The following is a 22,853-nucleotide window of genomic DNA, read 5'->3' on the forward strand; positions in this document are numbered from 1 at the left end:
CTGCGCATGCGGGACGACCGGCGGTGCGGTCGGCAGACATGCTCAAGGCACAGCGACACCTTGACATTGCCGTGCAGAAGGGGAGAGACATGAGCGCATCAGACGTCTTGATGGCGGCTGCCGAGGGCGGAGTCATCGGCGATGGGCGGACGGGGGCCAACCTGGCCCTCGGGGTGGGGCTGGTCGGCGTGGCCATCGGCTGGCTGGCCCTCTCCCGTGCCGCCGCACGGATCAGCCCCGGCAACGCGCGCACCGGCGCCATGTCCGCCATGGCGACGGGGCTGGCCGGCACGATCCTGGCAGTGCTGCACCTGGCCACTTCCAGCGGCGGTCCCGGCACCGGCAACGGCCTCGTCGGAGCCATCGCCGCCATCCCATTGGGACTGATCGCCATCCTCCTCGGCCGCCGGGCGCTGATCCGCTCCCGCCGCACCGTACCGACCGGCTGACCACAGCGTGTACTGCTGGTGGCCGCGTACTGGCGGACCAACCTCACTCCGCGCCAGCTGGCCCCGCTGTTCGGCGTCTCCAAGTCCGCCGCCGACCGGATCATCGATCACACCGGCCCGTTGCTCGCCCTCAAGCAGCGACAGCGATTCCGCAAGGGCACGGTCCTCATCGTGGACGGCACCCTGGTGCCCACGCGCGACCACAGCATCGCTGAGCAGTCCCAGAACTACAGAAAGTATTCGCCTCTTGATCAGTCGCGATAGATGCGCCCAAGCATTGCCGCGATCCAGACGTCGGCGCCGGGCCGGACCGCGGGGAGGACGCCGTCGACGGCGAAGCCGAAGGAAGCCTGCGCGTCCGTCCTGCGGGACCACGGGAGGCGCCCGCGGATACTGACCCGGACTGGACGCACCGGCTACGAGTCGTTCAAGCTCGCGTGACAGCGTGGGCAGGGCGTCACGTCGGGCATACGGAACGCAATCTCAACCTCACGCGGGGTGAGCCAGTCGCCGGCTGCGTCCGGGCAGTCACCGCGGTGGACCACACCACGGAGCGTCCCGCCCCTGGGTACGTGCTGGAGGCGAAAGCCGACTGCAAAGGAGCCCTCGCGTTCTGCTGACGTAGGCGCGGAGGGCTCACCTGACTCTTCGGTCTCGCGGATCTTGGCGTCGACCGCGTCAATCTGTAGCTGCAGGTAGAGGCGGATCACGTGCAAGGCATCCAGATCAGGAGGCAGGTCACCCACATGACAAATCTAACGGCGGTCAGTGGGTTGAGCGAGCGGAGCCGGAGGGGCACCCCTTCAGTGACAGCCACTCGGCGACGAAGTGCCCCGCCCGAATCGCCCAACTGTGGGGCGACCCCGCCGTGGACAGGGCGGTGAACGCCGACGAGGTCGCGCGGAGCACCCGCCCGGTCCTCACCACGTAACCGGACGGGCTGCTGGGCCCCAGGATCCGTGGCCGCGTCTTCGGCATGGCCGAATACCTGATGCCCTTCGCCCCCAGACCAACAGCTACGTCCAGAGTTTCGGCTTCTGGCGCGGCCTGTGGGAGATCAGCCAGGACGCGATCGCCCCCTTCGGATTCCATGAACTGGTCGAGCCCCCCCAAGGACACCGGCGGCATCCGCAATCGAATGCGGGGAACTGAGCCTGAGATATCCGCGTTCCGCAGCGGGCCACCGCCGGACGATTCCGCGGTGGCCCGCCGCCCGTGTGCGAGGTGTCCTCAGTAGGGCGCCATCACCAGATCACCGATCACCCGCAGCCCGGCCTGCGCTGCGAGCCACGGCGCGCGCCCGGCCTCGATCTGCTTGACGTGCACGAAAACCGTGTGATCCGTCGCGGGCTCCTCCAGTTCGAGGTCGCGCGCATTGACGCACAGCGTCACGAACGCACCCCTGGTGCCTCCGATCCCCAGGCCGATCTCCGGGGCCTCGGGCCACCCATTGAAGTCCCACCGCACCGAGGCCGGGCTACCGCCCACCGCCGTGAGGAACGGCCCGACCGACTCTGGTGGCATGGCCCAGCCCCGCACCCAGATGGGCAGGTACTCCGACGGGTCGTTCCCCTTCAGCGACGAACCGGATCCGCCGCCCTCCGCCCCCCATTCGGGATCCGGCAGCAGGTCCCGAGCCGGATGCCGGTTCTGCCCTGCATCCGGTCACGGGGCCGCCTGCTGCGCCGCTTGGTAGGCGTCCCACAGCGGCTGCACGACCGTGCACTGGCGGGCAGCTCCATCCCGGCACGTGGGGCATGAGGTGGCATGGTCCAGCCATGCCCGGTACGCCGCCTGGACCGCCTGGTTCACCTGCGCCACACGCGCCCGAACCACAGCACCGGGCCCCGAGCCGGTCTCCAACCAGCGCTCCGTGAACCCGGACTCCCCCATGACCAAGAACTCCTCAACCTCGCCGGATCCCGCATCCGGCCCGCCCCAACAGCAGACCCCCAATGTATCCACACGCCGCACGGCACAACTCAAACTGCCGCATCATCTGGACAACTCCACCGACTTGGACACACAACTGGCCGGAACCTTGCGGCCCACAGCACTCGCAGCAACAGGGAAACCAACCCGCCCCTCCCCGCCCGGCAACACCCAGAACGGCAACACGAACTTCGGCAACCGGGCAAGCGACGTGCTGCCGCATCAGTGCCTGGACCGGAAGACGCGTCCGGGACGGGTCTGCTGACAGGGCACGTTGACTTGGTTCTGGCAGTAGTTGGTGAAAGGACCCTGCCCCGGGCGAGACCTTGGGCCGCCAAAGTGACGTGCGATCCTGCTCGGCAGGCCATAGCGTCCTGGGATGAGCAGCTTCAACACGCACCAGAGACGGGTCTACGACGAGGGCCTGTCCGCGCGTGTCCGGCATACGAATCTGCGGTCGTGCCTTGTCCACTTCGCGCCTTACGGCTTCCGAGCCACCTATCACCACCTCTGCCTCAGCGCGGGAATTCCCAAGGATCTGGAGAAGGATCCGAGCTCACTGATACGCGCCGTCGCGGAGCTGCGCCACGCCCGACAGCTCTGGCTCGCTGACGAACGTGCTCATGCCCACAGCCGCCGAGCGGACAAAGCACGCGGCTTTCGGCAGGCGAAAGCAGACGACTCATGGCGAGGCTGGCAGCGTGGATGGGGGAACATCGCCTACTGCCCCGAGCCGACGATCCATCCCGGCGAGCCGCTGCCGGTGGTCGTCGAGCGGGTGCTCCGTTCGTCGGTCCCGCTCGATGAAGCTCGCGGCCTGACGTGCCGGGTATGCGGAAACCGGGGCAACACCAGCGTTTGGCACGACGGCCTCTACCGGATCCATCAATTGTGCAGGGAATGCGGGGTCAGCCTCGCGGTGCAGCGGGCCGACGAGCCCGACCCGCTGCTGGCCGCCGCTCACGCCCGGCAGTGGAAGGACATCTGGAGGCTGCGCAACGAATCCCCTCGCAACCCGAGCTGAGTTTCCGCACGAGGGTGGCGTCACGGTCAATGCGCACACGCTCTGGCCCATCGACCACGGGGCCACGGCACAACCTGCCGACACCATCGCGCAGTGGCCGGCCGGTAAGCGTCAGCCCAGCCCCAGCCGGGGTATCTCCCGTCCCGGGGAGCGGTCCATCACCATCAGCAGGCCCGCATCGCGTGTCCTTGCGTAGGCGGCCTCGTCAATGACGTCCAGCTGAAACCAGACCGCCTTCGCGCCGATCGCCACGGCCTGGTCGGCGATACCCCCGGCGAGGGCGGAGTTGACGAACACGTCCACCACATCCACCGCGAAAGGGATCTCGGTCAAGGACGCGTAGCCCGGCTCGCCGTGCACCGTCTCGGCCTTCGGGTGGACGGGTACCACCCTCTTGCCCAGGCGCTGCAGCTTCCCCGCCACGCGGTAAGCGGCCCGTTCGGGGTTGTCGGACAGGCCCACAACGGCCCAAGTGTCGCCGGCAGCGGTGAGTATCTGCCGTATCGTCGCGTCGTCGCCGTACGTCGTCATGCCCCGCACCGCCGTGCGCGGGTGAGCTCCGCGCCACGTGCCGCCGAGCTCATGATCACCGGGAGGGCCAGGTCCTTGGGCTTCATCTGCAGCATGGAACGACCCTAACCGGCTGGAATACTGTATGCAATGGTCTTGGCTGGTCCATTTCGCCTGGCGAGTGGTTGCTGCCCCAACGCCTGGTTCAAGGACGGGGCTGGGTGAAGGGCGCCCCCACATCCCCCGTGCAGAGACGCTGCCTTCGACGTGCGGCTGCCGCCCGTCCCGGCAGGCGGTCCGGCTCCCGCGCGGCAACACGCCACCCGGCACGCCACCGGCACCACGCCCCTCCATGCCGGAGGGCCCCGCCACATCCACCGCAGCCCACCGCCGGCTGGCCGGCACGACCATTCCCACCGCTACTCACACCCGACCCGGATCTGCAACTTCACGCTGCACCAGGCTCAATGGGGTCGCGCCGCGGACTGACGCAGCCCCCTCTCGGAACAAGGCCACGGATCCACCCCTGCTCACAGGGGTGGATCCGTGGTCTTTCGGGACGTCGGGCGAATGGAGGGGGTCCGCCGCTCAGGCGGGGACCGCCGTGGGCGTCTCGCGTTCGGCGCTCTCACCGGTGGCGTTCGCCCGGTGCCCGACCGCCGCCAGGGCGTCCTTGACCTCGCGCGCCACGCGGGCCGCGTCCTCGGGGTTGTTCACCACATCGGTGTGATTCATGTCGACGACGAGGACCTCGCTGGCCGAATAGTGCTTGTGCACCCAGTCGTCGTAGCCGGACCACAGCGTCCGGTAGTACTCGACGAGGCTCTCGTCCTGCTCGAAGTCCCGGCCCCGCAACCCGATGCGGTGCAGGACCGTCTCGAAGTCCGCCTTGAGGTAGACCATGAGATCGGGTGCCTTGCGGTACGGCAGACCGTCGATCTCGCGCATCATCTCGTCGAGCAGCCCCTCGTACACCCGCATCTCGAGGGAGCTGATCCGGCCCAGGTCGTGGTTGACCTTCGCGAAGTACCAGTCCTCGTAGATGGACCGGTCGAGCACGTTGTCGCCCTGCTTGTACGCCTTCTTGATCGAGGCGAACCGCGTTTGCAGGAAGTGGAGCTGGAGCAGGAAGGGGTACCGCTTGGCCTGGATCTCCTCGGGGCTCGCCGTGTAGAAGAGCGGAAGGATCGGATTGTCTTCCACGCTCTCGTAGAAGACTTCGCTGCCCAGTTCCTTGGCGAGCAGTTCGGCCACACTCGTCTTGCCGATTCCGATCATGCCTCCGACGCAGATCACTGACATACCTCACATCTCCGTGGCGGGTCTTCTGTTCACGGGCGGGTGGGCAAGACGCCCCAGACCACTTGGACGCGCGTCGGCGGTCACGCGATTCGCGGGATCTTCATGATCAGCGTCGTGTCGTCCCCGTCCGGACCCAGGCCCTGACACCGGCCGCTCTCCTCGACCGGCCGACCTGGCCGTTCCGCGGTCGCCACACGGCAACGAGCCGCAGCCCCCGCGGCCGCCCTGAAGTTTAACTGATCGTTTCGGAATGACGTACGGGAGTCGTCGCAGGCAGATGATGCCGCGGGCGAGTTCCATCAGGCCGTGGTGGAGGCCAGCGCGGCGCCGCCACGGGCCCAAAGACGCTTGGACTTGTGGAGCCGGGCAAGGGTCGCTCGACGACCAGAGGATCTCGCCCGCGCCGGATTCGGGCGCGACGCCGCGTCGCACGATCAGGGGTTTGATGCCGCGCCCTAGGGGCGTGCCGTGCTCCCTCACGCCGGGGAGTTCTTTCAGGCGGTACCCCATTGGCGAAGTTGCAGGGCGATCTCCTTGACGGACTTCTCGCCGGCGATGGCGTCGCGGACCAGGACAGCGGCGTCCTTCGGCGGGTAGGTCAGGGTGTGGCCGTTCACGCGGAGGAACGCGACTGCGGCGAGCCATCCGAACTGGCCGTTGGAGTGCTCGAGGGCCGGGAGCCTCACCAGGGTGTGGAGCAGCGCGGCAGCCTTGAGCCAGATCGAGCCGTAGACATCCTGGCCCATGGCCTCCGCGCGGTGGCGGGCGACCGCGGCGGGAAGTACCCCCAGGTCGTCGGCCTGCGGGTCCCCGAGAATGTGCTCGGCGACCTGCAGCAGCATCGGCACTTCCGCGTAGATCACCCCGTCGGGGCGGGGTGCGCTCACGCGGCGCTCCCGTGTGCCTGGTCGCCGTCGAGCTCGGCCAGGCGGCGGCCGGCCTCCGCCTCCGCGGAGCGGCGCTCCTCGTTCGGACGTCCGTCCTCCGGCAGGATCTCGGCGAACGCGTCCTTGACGTGGGCGTGCGCCTCCACCGCAGCCTGCAGGAATTCGTTCGGGACGGCGTTGGCGAAGCTGAGCGCGGCCCGGCGGATGTACTCGCGGGTGGACAGGCCCGCGGCCGTGGCCGCGCGGCGCACCTGGTCCAGTTCGTCGTCGTCCGCGAACGGGACGTTCATACCCTTGGGAGTCGGCATGTACTGACGGTACCGCCAGTACAACCAGGGCGCGAGTGGTTCGGCGCTCCTACCGCAGCACACCTCCGGAACCGACCCCGTCCCTCCACGCGGCGTCCTGCTCCTGACCGCGTTGATCGCCCGGGTCGCGGTCGACGCCCCCGCGACGACGCTCCGCGCGCCGGTCCGCCCTGGGGCCATGGGCGAGGGCCTGCTCCTGCACACGCCCCAAAGACGACGCAGGCACGGCGGCGGATGCCCGCCGGCGGACGGCAGCGGCCGCCACGCCGATTACCGTTGCGGCTTCGCCTTCGACAGGATGAACCCATGACCGAGATCCAGACCCCCCGCCTGCTCCTGCGCCGCTGGCAGGACGACGACCTGGTGCCCATGGCCGAGATCAACGGCGACCCGCAGGTGATGCGCTGGGTCGGCGACGGCTCCGTACGCGACCTGGAACACACGGCGGAGGCCATCGAACGGTGGGAGGAGGAGTGGGACGAGGAGGGCTTCGGCCTCTTCGCCGTCGAGTTGCTGGCCTCGGGTGAACTGGCCGGTTTCACCGGCCTGTCCCTGCCGGAGTTCCTGCCCGAGGTGATGCCCGAGGTGTCCGTGTGCTGGCGGCTGGGCCGACAGTTCTGGGGTCAGGGCTACGCCTCGGAGGCCGCCCATGCCGCGATGGAGTTCGCGCTCCAGGACCGCGGCCTGGAACGGCTGGTCGGCATCGCGAGGATCGGCGACAACGCCTCGGAGAACGTGATGCGCAAGCTGGGCATGGCGCCGCAGCGCGAGACCACACACCCCAAGTACGGCTTCCCCCTGCGCGTGCACACCATCGACCTCACCGAGTTCCAGGCCTGAACCGGCGCCACCGCCCTGCGAGCGTCCACGTGGACCACGGCCCCGCCGACGGTCCGGGCGGTACGAGGGCCCACCCCGGCACGGGTGCACCCCGTGGACACGATCGGGCCTTCCAGCTCGTCGGCCGCCCTCGCTCCGAACAGAATCCGCGATCTCCGCTTCGTCGTGCGCCGTGCGCGGCCGGTCGCCGCGACCGGGCGCGTCGATGACGGCGACGGGGAGGCCGCAGCCGGTCACCAGGCGCTGGGCGCGGCCCGACATCGCCGGGTGCTTCCTGTGGTTGCCACCGCTGTGGGCAACGTCCACTGCGGACCTGATGGCTCCGTCCTGCGACGGCCTCACGCCCGGACAGCGCGGCGATTGGTGCAGACCTTGACGCGGCCACGCCACGGTCTTACGGTCTCGAGCTGACCGGTGTTCACATCCACACACCGCGTTCAGGTAAGTGAACCGTGATGCGACAGGAGGTCCCCCATGCGCGTGCGTACGCTGCTCGCTTCCCTCGCCGTCGCGACCGTCGTCATCGGCAGCGGCCCCGCTTTCGCCGCCGACCCCAAGGTCGCCCCCGGCGGCAACTTCGATCTCTCGGTGTGGCAGCTCCAGGAGCCGGTCGGCTCCCCGGGCTCACCGACCACCATCTCCTCGTCCCGCCTCCAAGGGGCGAACGGCTACCAGGACTCGTACTTCTACACCGACACCCGCGACGGCGCGATGACCTTCTGGGCGCCCGAGAAGGGCGTCACCACGCCCAACTCCAACTACGCCCGCTCCGAACTGCGCGAGATGAACCGCAGCGGCAGCGCCGCGGACTGGCCGCTCAGTGGTAGCCATCGCATGAGCGCGACGCTGCGCGTGGTCTCGGTGACCTCCAACGTCTGTGTCGGGCAGATCCACCTCGGCTCCGGCGGCTCGTCCACCAAGCCGCTGCTGGAGCTGTACTACCGCTCCAGCGGCGACATCGTCCTCGGCACCGAGAACTCGCCCTCCGGCGGCCAGACGCTCCACACCGTCGGCCACGTGTCCGTAGGCAAGACGATCGGCGTTTCCGGCGGCCACACCATCGACCTGACGGTGAACGGCAGCACCACGCACTACGCGATCCCGTCGTCGTTCAACGCCTACAAGCAGTACTTCAAGGCGGGCTCGTACAACCAGTCCTCCTCCGACAGCACCACCAGGGGCGCGCGCGTCGCCTTCTACGGCCTCACGGTCTCGCACAGCTGAGCTACCGGCTCCCGCCGCGAGCGACAGGGTCGCGGCGGGACCTCTCGACCGGGGGCCGGGCCGATGTCCTCTTCCCCATGCTCCGCGACGAAACCTTCCACCAACCGGCCTACGGCTCCATGAGCAGGACGACTCGATCAGCCTCGACATCGAAGCCGAGGATCGGATGGCCAACGGCGCCCTCCCCGTCCATCAGCACCGGCTTGCCCAACCGCCGCCCGATCTCCCGGAAGAAGCCGCACAACACATCGAGTCGTTCCTGCCCCTGCAACTCCCGCAGATCGACGTCGAAGTCGACGACCTCGTCGTCAAGGAAACGGAAGATCGCCAGCACATCGGCAGACGGCCAGACCAGGAAGTTCGGACACTCCGCATCCGCGGGGCGGGACAGCACGGCCTCCGCCCGGGGTACCGGAAGCACGGCCTCGCCCTCCGAGTACTGGCACTCCCAACCCTTCTCCGCGACGAGATCGAGGACGGCCTGCCAGCCCTCCACCGAGACGTCCGGGACACGCACGTCCGGCAACGACCCCATCGAGTCCGGGTCGAAGAAACTGCTCACGTCATCCCACAGCAGATCAGCCACCTCGCCATGCTGCCCGGCTCGCCAGCCCAACGCAGCCCCTTTTCCAATGACCGCAGGCATGGGCCCCCACGCACGGTCAGGTGCGCCCGTCCGTCCCGGGCAAGGCGCGCCATCCCCGCCCGCGCGGGCCCGGGAGCGGCTCCCGGGCCCGCGTCGCGCGTCGGCGTGCGTGCACGGCGACTGGGGACACGCCGATTCACAGGAGACGTTCAGCCCAGCCGTGCGTCAAAGGCCAATGCCTGCGCCAGTTCCTCTACACGTCGCTCGGCCAGGCCCCTGGAGACGAACCAGGCACCGACGTTGCGGACATCGCGCTCCAGGAAGGACAGACCCCGCGGGTTCGCGACGACGTCGACGATCTGAGGCACGTCGATGACGACCAGGCGGCCCTCGTGGACGAGGATGTTGTAGGCCGACAGGTCGCCGTGCGCGTAGCCGTCACGCGCGAGCAGCGACAAGCTGCGGCCCAGTTGCTCCCACAGATCGTCCAGATCGACCTCTTCCGAGCGGAGCTGGGCGAGACGTGGCGCGGCCGTCCCCGACCGGTCGCCGATGAACTCCATGAGGATCTCGGTCCCGAGGATCTGCACGGGGTACGGCACGGCCACCCCCGCCGACCACAGCCGCGACAACGCCGCGAACTCGGCGCCGGCCCACTGGCCGGCGATGGCCTCCTTGCCGAAGGCCGTGCGCTTGGCCATGGCCCGGCTGATCCGGGACTCCTTGTGGGCACGCCCCTCCAGGTATCCGGAATCGCGGTGGAACATGCGGTGCTGTCCGTCGCGGTAGCGTTTGGCGGCCATCAGAGCGCGGCGGTCGGTTCCGGGCACCGCCCGTTCGATCAGGAAGACGTCGGCCTCTTTGCCGGTCTTGACAATCCCGAGTTCGAAGTCGACGGCGGCCAGGTCCGTCACCACCCATGCGGGGCGCGGCTCGGGGCCCTTCTCGGTCGGGGTCGACCGGTCCCAGGTGGACCAGCGGTCACCCTCGGCAGGGCCGTCGGTCGACTGGCCGGGCGTTGGTTCCTCGAGGGTGTCCTCGTCGTCTTCGGCTCCGGAATCGAAGACGGTGGAACGGAGGTCCTGGGTGCTGTGGGCATCCCCGACCGCCGAGGGCCGGCGTGCCGCGTACTCGGGGAAGGCCTCCTCGAAGGCCTCGTCAGCGTCGCGGTGACTGCGTCGTCTGGTGCCCTTGGGGCGGATGCGGGTGAAGGACTCGCCGTCGGCAAAGCGCTCACGCATGGTGATGATCTCCAGTGGAAGGACCCACCGGGCGGAGCGTCAGCGAACGCGCGTCATCAGCCGGTGGGAAGGTAGCGGGAAAAGGCGTCTGGCGCGCACACACGAGCGCGCCGCGTCACGGCGGCGTCCACGAAGACGCACCTCCTCTCCCACTACGCCGGGCCGTTGTTCACGCCCGGCACTCCAGATCGGCACGATCCTAGCCAGCCCCGCAGACCGCGCAACCGGTTTTCTCAGGCCCCCGCAGGTACGGGTTGACGAGCACCGAAGGGGGCGACCCCGCGTTGCGCGGGCGCCACCGGGTCCTGGGTACGCCGTCGTCACGGCCGATCCGGAAGGGCGCCGCCCCGTGCGGGACCGCGGACCCGCCGGGGAAACCGGACCGGGCGGGTAAACTCGTGGGGAAGTGTGATCCGCACGTCGGTACCCGGCGCCGGCACGCACGACGCAGCTCGACCCCACGCCGTACGGACGGGACCACCCGCTGTCGGTCACCGTCTTGTCTTCGGCTCGTTCTGGCGACTCCCCGGCCGCGCATCCACCGGGAATTCCCTCGATGCGTGCCCGTCGAGGAAGGTTCGCCCATGAACCGTTCGCCCCGGAACGACCAGCGCTCCGGCCAGTCCGGCCGTTCCCGTCCGCACATTCCCGGCCGCTCCGGCGGCAAGGGACGCCCCACGACCCCGCAGGGCGAGTTCGCGGCACCCGTGTCGACGACCCCGGCCCTGCCGCCGATGACGGCGTTCACCGAGCTGCGGCTCCCGCCGGCCCTGCTGAAGACGCTGACCGACCTCGGCGTGGACGAACCGTTCCCCATCCAGGCCGCCACGCTGCCGGACGCGCTGGCCGGCCGGGACGTGCTCGGCCGGGGACGCACCGGTTCGGGCAAGACCCTGGCTTTCGGCCTGCCGCTGCTGACCCGTACAGCCGGGCAGCGTGCCGAGCCCAAGCGGCCCCGCGCACTGGTCCTGGTGCCCACCCGTGAACTGGCGCAGCAGGTCACGGAATCGCTCACCCCCTACGCCCGGGCGCTGGACCTCAGGCTCGCCACCGTGGTCGGCGGCCTCTCGATCGGCCGGCAGGTCGGAGCGATCCGGGCGGGGGCCGAGGTCGTCGTGGCCACGCCCGGACGTCTGAGCGACCTCGTCGCGCGCCGTGACTGCCACCTGGACCACGTGCGGATCACGGTCCTGGACGAGGCGGACCAGATGGCGGACCTGGGGTTCATGCCGCAGGTCACCGAGCTGCTGGACCAGGTGCGGGCGGGCGGCCAGCGGATGCTGTTCTCGGCCACCCTCGACAACAACATCGACCTCCTGGTCCGTCGCTACCTGACCGATCCGGTGGTCCACTCGGTCGACCCCTCGGCCGCGACCGTCGTCGCCATGGAGCACCACGTGCTGTACGTCCACGCCGCCGACAAGTACGCCACCGCCACCGAGATCGCCGCCCGTGACGGCCGGGTGATCATGTTCCTGGACACCAAGCACGCGGTCGACCAGTTCACCAGGCACCTCGAGGGTTCCGGTGTCGCGGTGGCGGGCCTGCACAGCGGGAAGTCCCAGCCGCAGCGCACCCGGGCCCTCGCACGGTTCAAGACCGGCGAGGTGACGACCCTGGTGGCCACCAACGTCGCCGCCCGCGGCATCCACATCGACGACCTGGACCTCGTGGTCAACGTCGATCCCCCCGGTGACGCCAAGGACTACCTCCACCGCGGCGGACGGACCGCGCGGGCCGGCCGGTCCGGACGGGTGGTGACCCTCGTGACCACGCACCAACGCCCCGACATGACCCGGCTCATGTCCGACGCGGGCATCCGGCCGACGATCACCCAGGTACGATCCGGCGATGCGGCGCTGAGCCGGATCACCGGGGCCAAGGCCCCGTCCGGCGTTCCCGTCGCCGGCGCACCGGCCGCGCAGGCGCCGGCACGCGGTGGCGCCCCGTTCCGCGGCCTGGGCACGCGCCCCGGCCGGGAGTCGCGCAAGACGGCCGAGGCCCGCCAGATGGCCGCGGCCCGTGAGGCCGCCCGCATCCGCCGGGGCAACTGACCCCACGCTTGCTGCGCCGGCCCACCCCCCGTCGAGCAGGAACGCGACGCCGCGGCGCCAGGCATCAGGGACGGCGCTCGCAGCCGCACGGGCGAGCGGGGCGTCGGAGGACGCTCTGCACACGGCGATGCGTTCCGGCTTCGCCGCGAACTGAGCGGCGGGGCATACTGTCCGTCGTGGCGACGTATGACCGCATCGGTGCGACCTACAGTCACACGCGACGACCGGATCCCCGGATCGCCGCCCGGATCCACGAGGCGCTCGGCGATGCCACCACCGTCATCAATGTGGGTGCCGGCGCCGGTTCCTACGAACCACCGGCAACGGTCCTGGCGGTTGAGCCCAGTTCGGTGATGATCGCCCAACGTCCGACCGGATCTGCGCGGGCCCTGCAGGCATCGGCCGAGTCGATTCCCATCGCCGACGGCTCGGCCGACGCGGCGATGGCGCTGCTGACCGTGCACCACTGGACCGACCTGGAAGCCGGCGTCGGGGAACTCCTTCGGATCGCCCGGCAGCGCGTCGTCATCCTCACGTGGGACCAGGCCGTCTTCCGCAGGTTCTGGCTGCTGGACGAATACCTGCCGGAGGTGGCCGCGTTCGACGGCACAAGGGCCGTCCCGATCGACCGGCTGGTTGCGCTGCTCGGAGGCGCGCGCGTCGAGACGGTCCCGGTCCCGCACGACTGCACCGACGGATTCGGCGCCGCCTTCTGGCGCCGACCTGAGGCGTACCTCAACCCGAAAGTGCGAGCCGGCATATCGATGCTCGCCCAGACCGGTGAGGAAGTCCTCCGCCCGGGCCTGGCGCGGCTGTCCGGCGACCTGTCTTCCGGTCTGTGGCACGAGCGCCACGCCGACCTGCTCAACCGCGAAACGCTCGACGTCGGCTACCGACTTCTCGTAGCCGACCTGTAGGAACAGGCCGGGGCAGGACCGTGCCTTCCGCCCTGCTCGCCTGCCAACCGTGCGACGTAGGCGTTTGAGCGGTCGCGGCCCGCCTCACTGGCTCGCGTACGCGACGATCAGCTACGGCCGGGGTTCCTCCTCGGCATTGCTGCTCGCTGTGCGGGTGAGGATCGCACTTGCGACAACGTCGAAGAGGTGCTCGGCGCGTGGCGCGAGCGAGGGTTGATCGCCGAGCCAGGCAAGCGCCGCTACCAGGGCGAACACATCGGCGCCGTCCATGTCGGTCCGCGCGGTGCCCGCAGCCTGGGCACGGGTCAGGAGCCGCGCGCCGGCCGCGCGCAGAGTGACGCACGAAGCGTGGAGTGCGGACTCGGTGTCCTCGATGGCGGCTGCCATCAGCACCACGGCGCCCCGGTACTCGGTTGTCCAGGCGACGCAGTCGCGCAGCCACGAAACGAGAGCATCGCCGGGCGAGTTGGACGTTTCGAGGGCGTCTGCCTTGGCGGTCAGCTCGTCGAAGCTCGTGCGGAGCAGGGCGTCGAGCAGCGCCTCGCGCGTCGGGAAGTGTCGCAGCAGCGTCGCGAGTCCCACATCGGCCCTGCGCGCGATGTCGCGCAGTGACACGTGGACGCCTTGCTCGGTGATGGCGGTGCCCGCTACTGCGAGCAGGTGGTCGCGGTTCTTCCTGGCGTCGGCCCGCATCTGTCCCCCTTGACTATCCGGATCAGTGGTCCATATATTCGGATCAGTGGTCCGTTTATGTGGATCGCTGATCCGAATGAGTCTATCCCGCAGCGCGGGGAGGAGAAACCGATGCCGACACACACGATGAGGGCGGTCCGGCTCCATGAGCACGGCGGTCCGGAGGTTCTGCGGTACGACGAGGTGCCGATGCCCAAGCCCGGGCCGGGTGAGGTGCTCGTTCGCGTGCACGCGGTCGGCGTCAATCCCCCCGACTGGTACCTGCGCGACGGGATGTCCAACCTGCCTCCGGAGGTGCGGCCGAAGTTCAGCCTGCCCGTGATTCCGGGGACGGACCTGTCGGGCGTCGTCGAGGCCGTCGCCGCGGACGTGGACGGCTTCTCCGTCGGGGACGAGGTCTTCGGTCTCCTTCGCTTCCCCAGCTTCGACGGCAGCACCTACGCCGAATACGTGGCCGCGCCCGCGTCGGACCTCGCGCTCAAGCCGGCCGGCATCGATCACGTGCACGCCGCCGGGGCGCCCATGGCCGGGCTCACGGCATGGCAGTTCCTGATCGAGCTCGGACACGATCACCCGTCGCCCTTCCAGGCGGCGCAGCACCGTCCGGTGCCACTCGACGCCGACACGACGGTGCTCGTCAACGGCGCCGCGGGCGGCGTGGGACACTTCGCGCTTCAGCTGGCGAAATGGAAGGGTGCACGGGTCATCGCGGTGGCGTCGGGCGCACACGAATCCTTCCTGCGCGAACTCGGCGCCGACGAGTTCATCGACTACACCAAGAGCCGTCCCGAGGAACTCGTGCACGACGTCGACCTCGTTCTCGACGCCGTCGGCGGCCCCCACAGCAAGCGCTTCCTGCGCACGCTCAAGCGCGGCGGCTCCCAGTTCCCCGTGTTCTTCGGCGAATTCGACGAAGAGGAGACCGCGAAGCTGGGCGTCACCGTCACGGGCACCCAGGTCCGATCCAACGGCGCGCAGCTCGCCGAGCTGGCACGCCTGCTCGACGCGGGCACGGTCCACGTCGCGATCGACAGCACCTTTGCGCTCACGGATGCCCGAGCCGCGCACGAACGCGCCGCCCGAGGGCACATCCAGGGGAAGATCGTGCTCACGGTCGCTTAGGAACGAGCCGTTTCACTGCGCTCCGGTCCGTTCGGGTTCGCCCGTGCGGGCCGGCCGCAGCCCCGCGTCGTAGTGATGCCGGTAGCCGAAAAGCTTTTCGATAATCCTGGCTCCCAAAAGGTCACGGATTCGATGTTCGCCTCCCCGGATTGCCACGAAAGAAGGCCCTCGAGGAAGTTCCGTTCGTGTTCCACCTCACTCGGGCTGACGGATCTGCGAGCCGAGGCTGGGTTGCCGGTCGCCGCCTCGAGCTGCCCCTACCGGCCACCGCCGTCCGGCCCGCAGGCGCCTCCGATCAAGGAGCCGCATGCCTCCCCCGTCGTCCGGGCGCCCTCCCGGGGCCGCTTCGGCAGCCTCTTCGCCGGTTCCGCCCGCGCAGCACCTGCACCCGCCGCTCATTGCCCGGCGATGACGCTGGGGGGACCTGCCAGTACCTGGACCAGCAGGCCAGGGCCAAGGCAGGCCTGCTGGACCGCTCCGAGGCACCTTTTGGGCTGGTTCTCTGGGATGCACGCAGTCGTCAAGAACCAAGGACCTCCCCATGAACCTGAAGCTCGAAATGATCGTGCTGCCCGTCTCCGACACCGACCGGGCCAAGGCCTTCTACGAGAAGGTCGGATTCCGCCTGGACGTCGACTACACGGCCAACGAGGAATTCCGGGTCGTGCACTTCACGCCGCCCGGCTCCGAGTGCTCGATCATTTTCGGCGAGGGAATGACTCCTATCGCACCCGGCTCGTTCCAAGGCCTGTATCTCATCGTCTCCGACATCGAGGAGGCCCACGCGGAGCTCGTCGGCCGCGGCATCGAGGTCAGCGAGATATTCCACGACGCCGGCGGGCTGCTGTACCACGGCCACGAGGGCGGGGATGTCACCTACGACCGTGTCGGCCAGAAGCAGCTGGCCGGCCTGCATCCCGAGCGCGCCTCCTACGGCTCCTTCCTCACCTTCAGCGACCCGGACGGCAACGGATGGGTGCTCCAGGAGGTCTCGCAGCGCCTCCCCGGCCGCTGATCAGCCCACACAGCCGCCGCAGGCCGGCACCGGACCGCCGGGCGAGCGCGATGGTTACCCTCCGCCGCCCGGCGGTCCGGTGCCGCGGACACCGTGAGACGGCTTTGCCGCCACGGTCGTCCCATCCCGGGACCGCCCCCGTCGACCCCGTGCGGGGCGGAGGCCCCGACGCCCTTCCGGAGTGTCCGACCGAGTCACCGAAGCAATGAGGAATCAAACAGTGAGGAACGCAGCAGAGATGAACGAGACGACCCGCACCTACGACGTGATCGTCATCGGTGGGGGGCCGGTCGGCGAGAACGTGGCCGAACGCGCCCGCGCCGCAGGGCTCAGCGCCGTGATCGTGGAACGCGAACTCCTCGGCGGCGAGTGCTCGTTCTGGGCCTGCGACCCGAGCAAGGCGCTGCTCCGCCCGGTGGTGGTGCGGGCCGACGCGAGCCGCGTACCCGGACTCGACCCGGCGGTGGCCGGCCCGCTGGACGTCGAGGCGGTCCTCGCACACCGCGACAAGATGTCCTCGTACTGGAAGGACGAGGACCAGGTCGACTGGCTGAACTCGGTCTCCGTCGACCTCGTACGCGGCCACGGCCGCCTCACCGGCCCCAAGCAGGTGGCCGTGCGGACCCCTGAGGGCGACACCGTCGCCCTGACCGCCCGGCACGCCGTCGCCGTCTCCACCGGCACCCGCGCCGCCCTGCCCCCGATCCCCGGACTCGACACCATCCGCCCCTGGACCAGCCGCGAGGCCACCAGCGCCGACAAGGTGCCCGGCCGCCTCGCCGTCGTCGGAGGCGGTGTGGTCGCCGTCGAGATGGCCACCGTCTGGCAGGCGCTCGGTTCCCAGGTCACCATGCTCGTCCTCGACGACGGACTCCTCGAGCGGATGGAGCCGTTCGCCGGCGAACTGGTCACCGACGGACTGCGCGAAGCGGGCGTCGACATCCGCTTCAACACATCCGTCACCTCCCTGGCCCGCGAGGGCGGCGAAGACGGCGAGGTGCGGATCGCGCTCTCCGACGGCGGACAACTGGCCGCGGACGAGATCCTGCTGGCGACCGGCCGCGCCCCGCAGACCCGCGACCTCGGTCTGGAGACCGTCGGTCTCACCCCCGGCGACTGGCTGACCGTCGACGACACCTTCCGTGTCACCGGCGTCGACGGCGGCTGGCTCTACGCCGTCGGCGACGTCAACCGCCGTGCGCTCATGACGCATCAGGGCAAGTACCAGGCCCGGATCGCCGGCACCGTCATCGGCGCCCGTGCCAACGGCGAGCCCGTCGACGACGCACCCTGGGGCGCGCATGTCGCCACCGCCGACCACGCAGCCGTCCCCCAGGTCGTCTTCACCACCCCCGAGGTCGCCTCCGTCGGCCTGACCAGCCGCGAGGCCGAGCAGAGCGGGCGCCGCATCGAGGTCGTCGACTACGACCTCGCCCACGTCGCCGGCGCCCACCAGTACGGCGAGGACTACCGCGGCAAGGCCCGCATGCTCGTCGACACCGACCGCAACACCGTGGTGGGCGTCACCTTCGCCGGCCCCGGCGTCGGGGAACTGGTGCACTCGGCCACCATCGCCGTCGCGGGCGAGGTGCCCCTCCACCGGCTCTGGCACGCCGTCCCCGCCTTCCCGACCCTCGGCGAAGTCTGGCTGCGGCTGCTGGAGACCTACCGCGGCTGAGCATGCTCCGGCCGGCATGCGGGGTGGCCCTGGCCCCCGTCGGCTGACCCGGCCGTGTGCGGGTGAGGAGCGATCCTCCCCTCCCGGCGGCCGGTAGCGCTGCGGGGGCTCGTGAAGTCCCCGCAGCGCCCACGTACGGAGCTGGAAGCACTCTTCACGTGGGAGGGCCTGGGCATCGGATCACGCACTGCCGCAGCGGCTGCGGAGGAGTTCCACACCGGGGCCATCGAGGTCGTCGCAGTAGGTCGCGCGCCCGGTCGTGGCCATGATCAGGGCCACGGTGGGGCCGGACACGAGCGGCCCGGAACCGGTGGCGAACGGGCCGTCATCCGCGACGAGTCGCAGTCCGCCGATGCGGCCCTTGGCAAGGACCACGAGGTCCGAACCCTGGTAGTACTCGGCAACCTGCGTGAGGACCTGGATCGGGTGGTCGTGCCGGATGCCCAGCGGGCGCCGGATGTCCTCTCCGTGCACGATCGTTTCGCCCAGCATCGCGATGGTGGGCAAGGGAGGCTTGGTGGTGCTCGGGATGACATGCCGGAATCGTTCGAGGGTCTCGGCCGGAGTCGTGCCCAACTGCTCGGCCAGCCGCATGGCCACCTGCTTGTCGAAGTCGAGCCTGCAGCGGATCACTCCCGCCATCCAGCGCACGGCATTGAGGCTCGCGCCCGCGGTCACGTGCGCCAGCACCTCACGTACCGTCAAGCCGGTACACAACGAGGGCGTTGCCCAGCGCTCGTCCGTCAGATCCGCGAGATCGGCCGCCAGCGCCGCTCGCTCGGCGTGGATCAGGGGCCAGACCCCGGTCCCGCGGCTACGGTCTGCTGTCACTTCCGGATCGGTCATACGGCCAGGTCTCCTGTCACGGGTCGCGCTCTGCGGCAACGGCATTCACGAAGGAGACTCCGGCTCCAGCGCAAAGTCATCGCCCGTGCGCGACCTGTCCTCCGGCACCCGTACCTGGATCTCCCAGGCACCGGCAGCGGCTCGGAACGGAGATGTGAGACTTGACTCTCACAATATGTGAGAGGAGACTCTCACGTCATGGATGCCGATAACCGTCTGGGCGATGTCGAGATCACTGATCCGCGGGCGATGCGGGCGCTGGCGCACCCGGTGCGGCTGGCGATCCTCGAACGCCTCCAGCGGCACGGGCCGGCGACGGCTACGCAACTCGCGCCCGATGTGGGGGCGACCCCGTCGGTGACCAGCTGGCATCTGCGGCATCTGGCGGGCTTCGGGCTGGTCCGCGATGCCGAGCCCGGCCCGGACCGTCGCCAGCGGCGGTGGGAGGCGGTGGCGCGCGGCTTCCGGTTCGAGGCGCCGGAGGACCCGGAGGACGAGGAGGGCAGGACGGCCGCGCGGGTCCTGTCCCGGGAGATGTTCGTGCGCTCCGCGGACCTGGCGAACCGGTGGGCCGCCGAGGTCGAACCCGGCCTCGAACCGGCGTGGCTGCGGCGTGCGGGGCTGGCCAACACCCGCGTCGTCGTCTCCGCCGACGAACTCGCCGCCATCGAGGACGCGATCGAACGCGTCCTGGCGCCCTACGTGATGCGTGACGAGGCCGCGCGTCCGGCCGACGCCCGTGGCGTCAGGCTGCTGCGTTACGCCCTGCCCGAGGGCGCCGAGCAGCGGACCGGCGGGACGTCATGAGCGCCGCAGACCAGGCCGTACCCATATCGCTCTGGCGTGACCAGCGGTTCCGTCGTTTCTGGGCCGGCCAGTCGGTCTCGCAGTTCGGCGACCGGATCACCGAACTGGCCCTGCCGCTGATCGCGGTGGGGGCGCTGCACGCTTCGGCCCATCAGGTGGCGTGGCTGACCGCGCTCATCTGGGCCCCGAACCTGCTCGGGATCGTCCTCGGTGCCTGGGTCGACCACCGCATCCACAAGCGGCGCCTGATGGTCCTCGCCGACCTGGCGCGCGCCGCAGTGCTGCTCTCCCTCCCGGCCGCCTATCTGCTGGAGGCGGTGACGCTGGGGCAGTTGTACGCCGTGGCGTTACTGACCGGCGCCGCAGCGGTGCTGTTCAACACCGCCTATCCCCCGTTCTTCGCCCACCTGGTGCCCCGGTACTCCTACGTGGACGCGAACAGCAAGCTCAGTACCAGCCGGTCGGCGTCATACGTCGCCGGCCCGGCGATCGGTGGTGCTCTCGTCCAGGCGCTGACCGCTCCCGTCGCCGTCGTCGTCGACGCCCTGACGTTCCTGGCGTCCGCGCTTCTGGTCGGTCGGGTTTCGATGGACGAACCGCCGGCCGTCCCTGACCGGGCGACACCCCCGCTGCTGCGGCGGGCCAGGGAGGGACTGGCGTTCGTCATCCGTCACCCGGTGCTGCGGCCGAGCCTCGGGTGCGTGGCGACCATCAACTTCTTCACCTTCGTCGCGGGCAGCGGGCTGATCGTGCTGTTCGCCAACCGGGACCTCGCACTGACCGCCGGAGTCCTCGGCATGGCCTTCGGGATCGGCGCCACCGGCTCGCTCCTTGGCGCGGTGATCGCGCCGAAGGTCTCGCGAAGGCTCGGCGTCGGCCGAAGCATCGCCGTGGGCGCGGTGCTGTTCCCGGCACCGATCGCCATCACCGCCGCCGCGGGCGGACCCCTGTGGGCTCGCGCCGGAGCCTTGGCCCTGGCCCAGTTCCTCTCCGGTGTCGGCGTCATGCTCTTCGACGTCAACCTCAACTCCCTTCAGGCGGCGGTGATCCCCGATGGCATGCGCAGTCGGGTCGCCGGCGCGTACAGCACGATCAACTACGGTGTACGCCCCGTGGGCGCCGTCCTCGGCGGCCTCCTCGCCACCCTCATCGGCCTCCGGGTGACGCTCCTCGTCGCCGCCGTCGGCGGAGCGCTGTCGCTGCTCTGGCTGCTGCCCTCGCCGGTACCACGCATCCGTTCCCTGACCCCTGGCCATCCGGTAGCTCCCGGCACCGATACGAACCGGGACGCGCAACCATCGCCTACCTGACCGCAACGGAGGCATCCGGGTCGGAGCGTGGGCCGCGCTGCCGACACGGCTGCCCCTCACCGGCGCGATTGCCACGCGCCGGTCAGGGGCGGTTGCCCGTGGGTGTCGCCGTGCAGGAGGGTCAGACCCGGTCGGCCGCGATGAGCAGGTACTGGAAGCTGCCGTTGCGGTAGGCGGTCAGGAACGTGTCCTCGATGCCGGTGACCAGGTGGTCCGCCTGCTTGCGCAGCTCCCAGTAGGGGATCGCGGCCTCGGTCAGGTCCTGCACGTGGACCGGTACCAGACGGTGGCGCGCCATCGCCCGGAAGTACGCGGAGCGCGGGTGGATGTCGCAGATGTAGTGCGCGTTGATCAGGGACACCTCGCGCGAGGCCTGACCATAGGTGTCGTTGTAGCAGCCGGTGACCGTCACGTACCGTCCGCCGCGGCGCAGCAGGCGGGCGTGCTCGGCGAACAGCAGGTCCAGCTCGACGTACATGGTGGACTCGTTGTTCCAGGACGCCGCGTACCCGCCGGTCTCGAAGCCCGTGTCGAGCATGTTGCGGTGGTGGTAGCGGACCTTGTCGTCGATGCCCCGGGCACGGGCCTGGTCGTTGGCGAAGTCGGCCTGTTTGGTGGAGAGGGTGACCCCGTCGGCGTGGCAGCCGTAGCGCAGGTGCGCCACGACGCTGCCGCCGCCCCGGCCGCAGCCGGCGTCGAAGACGCGGTCGTCCGCGGAGAGGTTCCCCAGGTTGGAGGCGAGCAGTTCGGCCTGGGCGTGCTCCAGGCGGTGCAGTTCGGCGGTGATGCGCTTGCGCCGCCGGCCGGGATCGGGTTCGTCGAGGACCGAGGTGTCGGCCTCACCGATGCCGTAGTGGTGGTGGTACAGGTCGTCGATCTTTCCGAGTTCGAGGTTGACCGGGTTCTCCTCGGCGTTCCAGTAGTCCGCGATCCGGCTCTGGTAGGTGGACTGGGCCGGGACCGGAAGGACCGCGGGCCGGGCGGCAGGGGCGTGGGTCAACTGTTGCTCCTCGATGTGCAGGTGCCATGTGCCGGTGGGTCACAGGCGGCGGTTACCAGTAGTCGGGCAGGTGGTAGCGGTGGCTGTTGGTGGCGTGCCACTCGTGGTTGCCGGACACCCAGGCGGCGAGCCCCCGGGCGTAGCGCTCCACGAGGGGCGAGGTGGCGGAGAGCAGCGCCGATTCCTCTTCGAAGGCCGCCATGATCGTGTTGTGGATCTCGACGGATCGCAGGTAGGCGGCCTTCAGCCCGCGCCGCTCGTTCGCGGCGACGACCTGGGGCAGGTTGAGGTGTGACGGGTCGCTGGCCAGTTCCTTGGTGAAGGAGTACAGGTCGTTGACGATCGTCGTGGCGTTGCAGGCCAGCGCCGTGATCCGCTGGATCTCGGGGCGGGCGTAGGCCTGCTCGGGCAGCTCGTAGCCGTCCACGGCGTCCACGATGGACAGGCAGGGGCGGAAGTTGTTGAACTGCCGCATCACGAGGTACTCCCAGACCTGCGGCACGTACCGGGTCTCCGCCCAGGCGGCCTCGGCCAGGTAGCCCAGGTGCAGCCGGGCGACGTCGTGCACGAACCGGTCGGTCTGGCTCGGTGTGGCCAGGACGGCGAAGTCCCGCAGCGCGAGGTGGTAGGAGCGCAGCGGGCCGTCCGCCCGGACACCGCGCCGCCACTCCTCCTCCAGTGCGGGGGTGCCGTGGTAGGGGTCGAGTGCCGACTGGGCGATGACCAGCCGTCCGCCGAGGCCCTTGCGCGCTCCCCCGCGGCCCTCGTCCTCCTCGCAGTAGCAGGAGTCGACGATGTTCTCGGCGAGCAGCAGCTTGCCTGCGGCGGTGAGGCGCTCCAGGTCGGCGGCCCCCGGGTGCTGGAGCACGACGGCACGGCCGAACTGGAAACCGGCGAAGTCGCCCTGCCAGGCCGCCGGGAACAGCTCGTTGGCGCGGGCCCAGGCCTCCACGCGCAGGTCGACCTCCTGCACCTTCTCCGGGTCGGCGGGCACCGCGGGCCGGTACAGCAGCCCGGGGATGGCGCCGTGGCGCCGCGCTCTCGCGCTCCGGGCGGGGCTGGGGGGTCCGGGCAGGGTGAAGGCGGTGGGGTGTGTGGTCACGGGGTG

At 70.0% G+C, this 22,853-nt stretch carries 23 protein-coding genes and 2 pseudogenes; 13 read left to right on the top strand and 12 right to left on the bottom strand.

The window, feature by feature from the left end; genetic code table 11:
- Positions 1-89 precede the first annotated feature (89 nt).
- On the top strand, positions 90-449 hold the full coding sequence (locus ABZ312_RS36465; protein ID WP_500328281.1) for a DUF6223 family protein: 360 nt from the start codon (positions 90-92) through the stop codon (positions 447-449).
- A gap of 6 nt (positions 450-455) precedes the next feature.
- Positions 456-683: pseudogene (locus ABZ312_RS36470) on the top strand (helix-turn-helix domain-containing protein); the annotation flags it as partial.
- 996 nt (positions 684-1,679) lie between these two features.
- Here ABZ312_RS36470 and ABZ312_RS36475 read toward each other — a convergent pair.
- Complete coding sequence (locus ABZ312_RS36475) at positions 1,680-1,973, bottom strand: hypothetical protein (RefSeq protein ID WP_500439573.1); 294 nt, start codon at positions 1,971-1,973, stop codon at positions 1,680-1,682.
- A 367-nt stretch (positions 1,974-2,340) separates the two neighbouring features.
- On the opposite strand from ABZ312_RS36475, the gene ABZ312_RS36480 reads away from it, so the two are divergent.
- Both ABZ312_RS36480 and ABZ312_RS36485 read left to right on the top strand, forming a co-directional pair.
- Complete coding sequence (locus tag ABZ312_RS36480; protein ID WP_500328284.1) at positions 2,341-2,646, top strand: hypothetical protein; 306 nt, start codon at positions 2,341-2,343, stop codon at positions 2,644-2,646.
- 114 nt (positions 2,647-2,760) lie between these two features.
- Positions 2,761-3,405 carry a hypothetical protein gene (locus ABZ312_RS36485; RefSeq protein WP_500439574.1) on the top strand — a complete coding sequence of 215 codons (645 nt, stop codon included), beginning with the start codon at positions 2,761-2,763 and terminating at the stop codon, positions 3,403-3,405.
- 111 nt (positions 3,406-3,516) lie between these two features.
- Here the strand turns inward: ABZ312_RS36485 and ABZ312_RS36490 are convergent, their stop codons facing one another.
- The 4 genes from ABZ312_RS36490 to ABZ312_RS36505 all read right to left on the bottom strand — a co-directional run bounded on the left by ABZ312_RS36490 (position 3,517) and on the right by ABZ312_RS36505 (position 6,412).
- Positions 3,517-3,936 carry a CoA-binding protein gene (locus tag ABZ312_RS36490; protein ID WP_500328287.1) on the bottom strand — a complete coding sequence of 140 codons (420 nt, stop codon included), beginning with the start codon at positions 3,934-3,936 and terminating at the stop codon, positions 3,517-3,519.
- A 567-nt stretch (positions 3,937-4,503) separates the two neighbouring features.
- The gene (locus ABZ312_RS36495) at positions 4,504-5,217 is read right to left on the bottom strand and encodes a deoxynucleoside kinase (RefSeq protein ID WP_500328288.1); all 714 of its coding nucleotides are present in this window, start codon (positions 5,215-5,217) and stop codon (positions 4,504-4,506) included.
- Between the two features lie 494 nt (positions 5,218-5,711).
- Complete coding sequence (locus tag ABZ312_RS36500) at positions 5,712-6,104, bottom strand: type II toxin-antitoxin system death-on-curing family toxin (RefSeq protein ID WP_500328290.1); 393 nt, start codon at positions 6,102-6,104, stop codon at positions 5,712-5,714.
- Complete coding sequence (locus ABZ312_RS36505) at positions 6,101-6,412, bottom strand: hypothetical protein (protein WP_500439575.1); 312 nt, start codon at positions 6,410-6,412, stop codon at positions 6,101-6,103. Before ABZ312_RS36505 ends, ABZ312_RS36500 begins: the two co-directional genes overlap by 4 nt.
- Before the next feature lie 306 nt (positions 6,413-6,718).
- Between ABZ312_RS36505 and ABZ312_RS36510 the strand changes: the two genes are divergently transcribed.
- Positions 6,719-7,252 (top strand): GNAT family N-acetyltransferase, encoded by a 534-nt coding sequence (locus tag ABZ312_RS36510; protein WP_500328293.1) that lies wholly within the window; start codon positions 6,719-6,721, stop codon positions 7,250-7,252.
- Positions 7,253-7,350: 98 nt separating this feature from the next.
- Here ABZ312_RS36510 and ABZ312_RS36515 read toward each other — a convergent pair.
- A pseudogene (locus ABZ312_RS36515) lies at positions 7,351-7,549 on the bottom strand (alpha/beta hydrolase); the annotation flags it as partial.
- A gap of 177 nt (positions 7,550-7,726) precedes the next feature.
- Here ABZ312_RS36515 and ABZ312_RS36520 point away from each other — a divergent pair.
- Positions 7,727-8,476, top strand: coding sequence for a polysaccharide lyase family 7 protein (locus ABZ312_RS36520; protein ID WP_500439576.1), 750 nt, complete (start codon positions 7,727-7,729; stop codon positions 8,474-8,476).
- 109 nt (positions 8,477-8,585) lie between these two features.
- Here the strand turns inward: ABZ312_RS36520 and ABZ312_RS36525 are convergent, their stop codons facing one another.
- Together ABZ312_RS36525 and ABZ312_RS36530 are read right to left on the bottom strand one after the other, a co-directional pair.
- Positions 8,586-9,062, bottom strand: a complete 477-nt coding sequence (locus ABZ312_RS36525) for a hypothetical protein (protein ID WP_500328295.1) — start codon at positions 9,060-9,062, stop codon at positions 8,586-8,588.
- 209 nt (positions 9,063-9,271) lie between these two features.
- Positions 9,272-10,303, bottom strand: a complete 1,032-nt coding sequence (locus ABZ312_RS36530) for a serine protein kinase RIO (RefSeq protein ID WP_500328297.1) — start codon at positions 10,301-10,303, stop codon at positions 9,272-9,274.
- A gap of 584 nt (positions 10,304-10,887) precedes the next feature.
- Between ABZ312_RS36530 and ABZ312_RS36535 the strand changes: the two genes are divergently transcribed.
- The gene (locus tag ABZ312_RS36535) at positions 10,888-12,357 is read left to right on the top strand and encodes a DEAD/DEAH box helicase (protein WP_500439577.1); all 1,470 of its coding nucleotides are present in this window, start codon (positions 10,888-10,890) and stop codon (positions 12,355-12,357) included.
- Between the two features lie 176 nt (positions 12,358-12,533).
- Entirely contained in the window at positions 12,534-13,274 is a 741-nt protein-coding gene (locus tag ABZ312_RS36540; RefSeq protein ID WP_500328300.1) for a class I SAM-dependent methyltransferase, read from the top strand.
- Between the two features lie 111 nt (positions 13,275-13,385).
- On the opposite strand, the gene ABZ312_RS36545 is transcribed toward ABZ312_RS36540, so the two are convergent.
- Positions 13,386-13,967 carry a TetR/AcrR family transcriptional regulator gene (locus ABZ312_RS36545; protein ID WP_500439578.1) on the bottom strand — a complete coding sequence of 194 codons (582 nt, stop codon included), beginning with the start codon at positions 13,965-13,967 and terminating at the stop codon, positions 13,386-13,388.
- A 111-nt stretch (positions 13,968-14,078) separates the two neighbouring features.
- Between ABZ312_RS36545 and ABZ312_RS36550 the strand changes: the two genes are divergently transcribed.
- The 3 genes from ABZ312_RS36550 to ABZ312_RS36560 all read left to right on the top strand — a co-directional run bounded on the left by ABZ312_RS36550 (position 14,079) and on the right by ABZ312_RS36560 (position 17,782).
- On the top strand, positions 14,079-15,089 hold the full coding sequence (locus ABZ312_RS36550; RefSeq protein ID WP_500328369.1) for an NADP-dependent oxidoreductase: 1,011 nt from the start codon (positions 14,079-14,081) through the stop codon (positions 15,087-15,089).
- Between the two features lie 541 nt (positions 15,090-15,630).
- Complete coding sequence (locus ABZ312_RS36555) at positions 15,631-16,104, top strand: VOC family protein (RefSeq protein WP_500359690.1); 474 nt, start codon at positions 15,631-15,633, stop codon at positions 16,102-16,104.
- Positions 16,105-16,342: 238 nt separating this feature from the next.
- Positions 16,343-17,782 (top strand): dihydrolipoyl dehydrogenase family protein, encoded by a 1,440-nt coding sequence (locus tag ABZ312_RS36560; RefSeq protein WP_500439579.1) that lies wholly within the window; start codon positions 16,343-16,345, stop codon positions 17,780-17,782.
- A 180-nt stretch (positions 17,783-17,962) separates the two neighbouring features.
- On the opposite strand, the gene ABZ312_RS36565 is transcribed toward ABZ312_RS36560, so the two are convergent.
- The gene (locus ABZ312_RS36565) at positions 17,963-18,628 is read right to left on the bottom strand and encodes a maleylpyruvate isomerase family mycothiol-dependent enzyme (RefSeq protein WP_500328305.1); all 666 of its coding nucleotides are present in this window, start codon (positions 18,626-18,628) and stop codon (positions 17,963-17,965) included.
- 198 nt (positions 18,629-18,826) lie between these two features.
- Here ABZ312_RS36565 and ABZ312_RS36570 point away from each other — a divergent pair, with 198 nt between their 5' ends.
- Together ABZ312_RS36570 and ABZ312_RS36575 are read left to right on the top strand one after the other, a co-directional pair.
- Positions 18,827-19,435 (top strand): ArsR/SmtB family transcription factor, encoded by a 609-nt coding sequence (locus tag ABZ312_RS36570; protein WP_500328307.1) that lies wholly within the window; start codon positions 18,827-18,829, stop codon positions 19,433-19,435.
- Positions 19,432-20,745 carry an MFS transporter gene (locus tag ABZ312_RS36575; RefSeq protein ID WP_500439580.1) on the top strand — a complete coding sequence of 438 codons (1,314 nt, stop codon included), beginning with the start codon at positions 19,432-19,434 and terminating at the stop codon, positions 20,743-20,745. Before ABZ312_RS36570 ends, ABZ312_RS36575 begins: the two co-directional genes overlap by 4 nt.
- 121 nt (positions 20,746-20,866) lie before the next feature.
- Here ABZ312_RS36575 and ABZ312_RS36580 read toward each other — a convergent pair whose 3' ends face one another.
- Positions 20,867-21,745, bottom strand: coding sequence for a geranyl diphosphate 2-C-methyltransferase (locus ABZ312_RS36580; protein ID WP_500328310.1), 879 nt, complete (start codon positions 21,743-21,745; stop codon positions 20,867-20,869).
- A gap of 52 nt (positions 21,746-21,797) precedes the next feature.
- Positions 21,798-22,847: a family 2 encapsulin nanocompartment cargo protein terpene cyclase gene (locus ABZ312_RS36585; protein WP_499508902.1), complete on the bottom strand. Its 1,050-nt coding sequence runs from the start codon at positions 22,845-22,847 to the stop codon at positions 21,798-21,800.
- Positions 22,848-22,853: the final 6 nt, after the last annotated feature.

Source organism: Streptomyces sp. NPDC006207, from assembly GCF_040613835.1.
Lineage (GTDB): Bacteria > Actinomycetota > Actinomycetes > Streptomycetales > Streptomycetaceae > Actinacidiphila.

What these genes read in the sequence shown, in the direction of transcription:
- ABZ312_RS36535 (WP_500439577.1), top strand. Translation starts at nt 10,888, where the DNA reads ATGAACCGTTCGCCCCGGAACGACCAGCGCTCCGGCCAGTCCGGCCGT.
- ABZ312_RS36550 (WP_500328369.1), top strand. Translation starts at nt 14,079, where the DNA reads ATGCCGACACACACGATGAGGGCGGTCCGGCTCCATGAGCACGGCGGT.
- ABZ312_RS36570 (WP_500328307.1), top strand. Translation starts at nt 18,827, where the DNA reads ATGGATGCCGATAACCGTCTGGGCGATGTCGAGATCACTGATCCGCGG.
- ABZ312_RS36555 (WP_500359690.1), top strand. Translation starts at nt 15,631, where the DNA reads ATGAACCTGAAGCTCGAAATGATCGTGCTGCCCGTCTCCGACACCGAC.
- ABZ312_RS36545 (WP_500439578.1), bottom strand. Translation starts at nt 13,967, where the DNA reads ATGCGGGCCGACGCCAGGAAGAACCGCGACCACCTGCTCGCAGTAGCG.
- ABZ312_RS36560 (WP_500439579.1), top strand. Translation starts at nt 16,343, where the DNA reads ATGAACGAGACGACCCGCACCTACGACGTGATCGTCATCGGTGGGGGG.
- ABZ312_RS36490 (WP_500328287.1), bottom strand. Translation starts at nt 3,936, where the DNA reads ATGACGACGTACGGCGACGACGCGACGATACGGCAGATACTCACCGCT.
- ABZ312_RS36475 (WP_500439573.1), bottom strand. Translation starts at nt 1,973, where the DNA reads ATGCCACCAGAGTCGGTCGGGCCGTTCCTCACGGCGGTGGGCGGTAGC.
- ABZ312_RS36495 (WP_500328288.1), bottom strand. Translation starts at nt 5,217, where the DNA reads ATGTCAGTGATCTGCGTCGGAGGCATGATCGGAATCGGCAAGACGAGT.
- ABZ312_RS36575 (WP_500439580.1), top strand. Translation starts at nt 19,432, where the DNA reads ATGAGCGCCGCAGACCAGGCCGTACCCATATCGCTCTGGCGTGACCAG.
- ABZ312_RS36465 (WP_500328281.1), top strand. Translation starts at nt 90, where the DNA reads ATGAGCGCATCAGACGTCTTGATGGCGGCTGCCGAGGGCGGAGTCATC.
- ABZ312_RS36520 (WP_500439576.1), top strand. Translation starts at nt 7,727, where the DNA reads ATGCGCGTGCGTACGCTGCTCGCTTCCCTCGCCGTCGCGACCGTCGTC.
- ABZ312_RS36485 (WP_500439574.1), top strand. Translation starts at nt 2,761, where the DNA reads ATGAGCAGCTTCAACACGCACCAGAGACGGGTCTACGACGAGGGCCTG.
- ABZ312_RS36565 (WP_500328305.1), bottom strand. Translation starts at nt 18,628, where the DNA reads ATGACCGATCCGGAAGTGACAGCAGACCGTAGCCGCGGGACCGGGGTC.
- ABZ312_RS36510 (WP_500328293.1), top strand. Translation starts at nt 6,719, where the DNA reads ATGACCGAGATCCAGACCCCCCGCCTGCTCCTGCGCCGCTGGCAGGAC.
- ABZ312_RS36505 (WP_500439575.1), bottom strand. Translation starts at nt 6,412, where the DNA reads ATGCCGACTCCCAAGGGTATGAACGTCCCGTTCGCGGACGACGACGAA.
- ABZ312_RS36480 (WP_500328284.1), top strand. Translation starts at nt 2,341, where the DNA reads ATGACCAAGAACTCCTCAACCTCGCCGGATCCCGCATCCGGCCCGCCC.
- ABZ312_RS36530 (WP_500328297.1), bottom strand. Translation starts at nt 10,303, where the DNA reads ATGCGTGAGCGCTTTGCCGACGGCGAGTCCTTCACCCGCATCCGCCCC.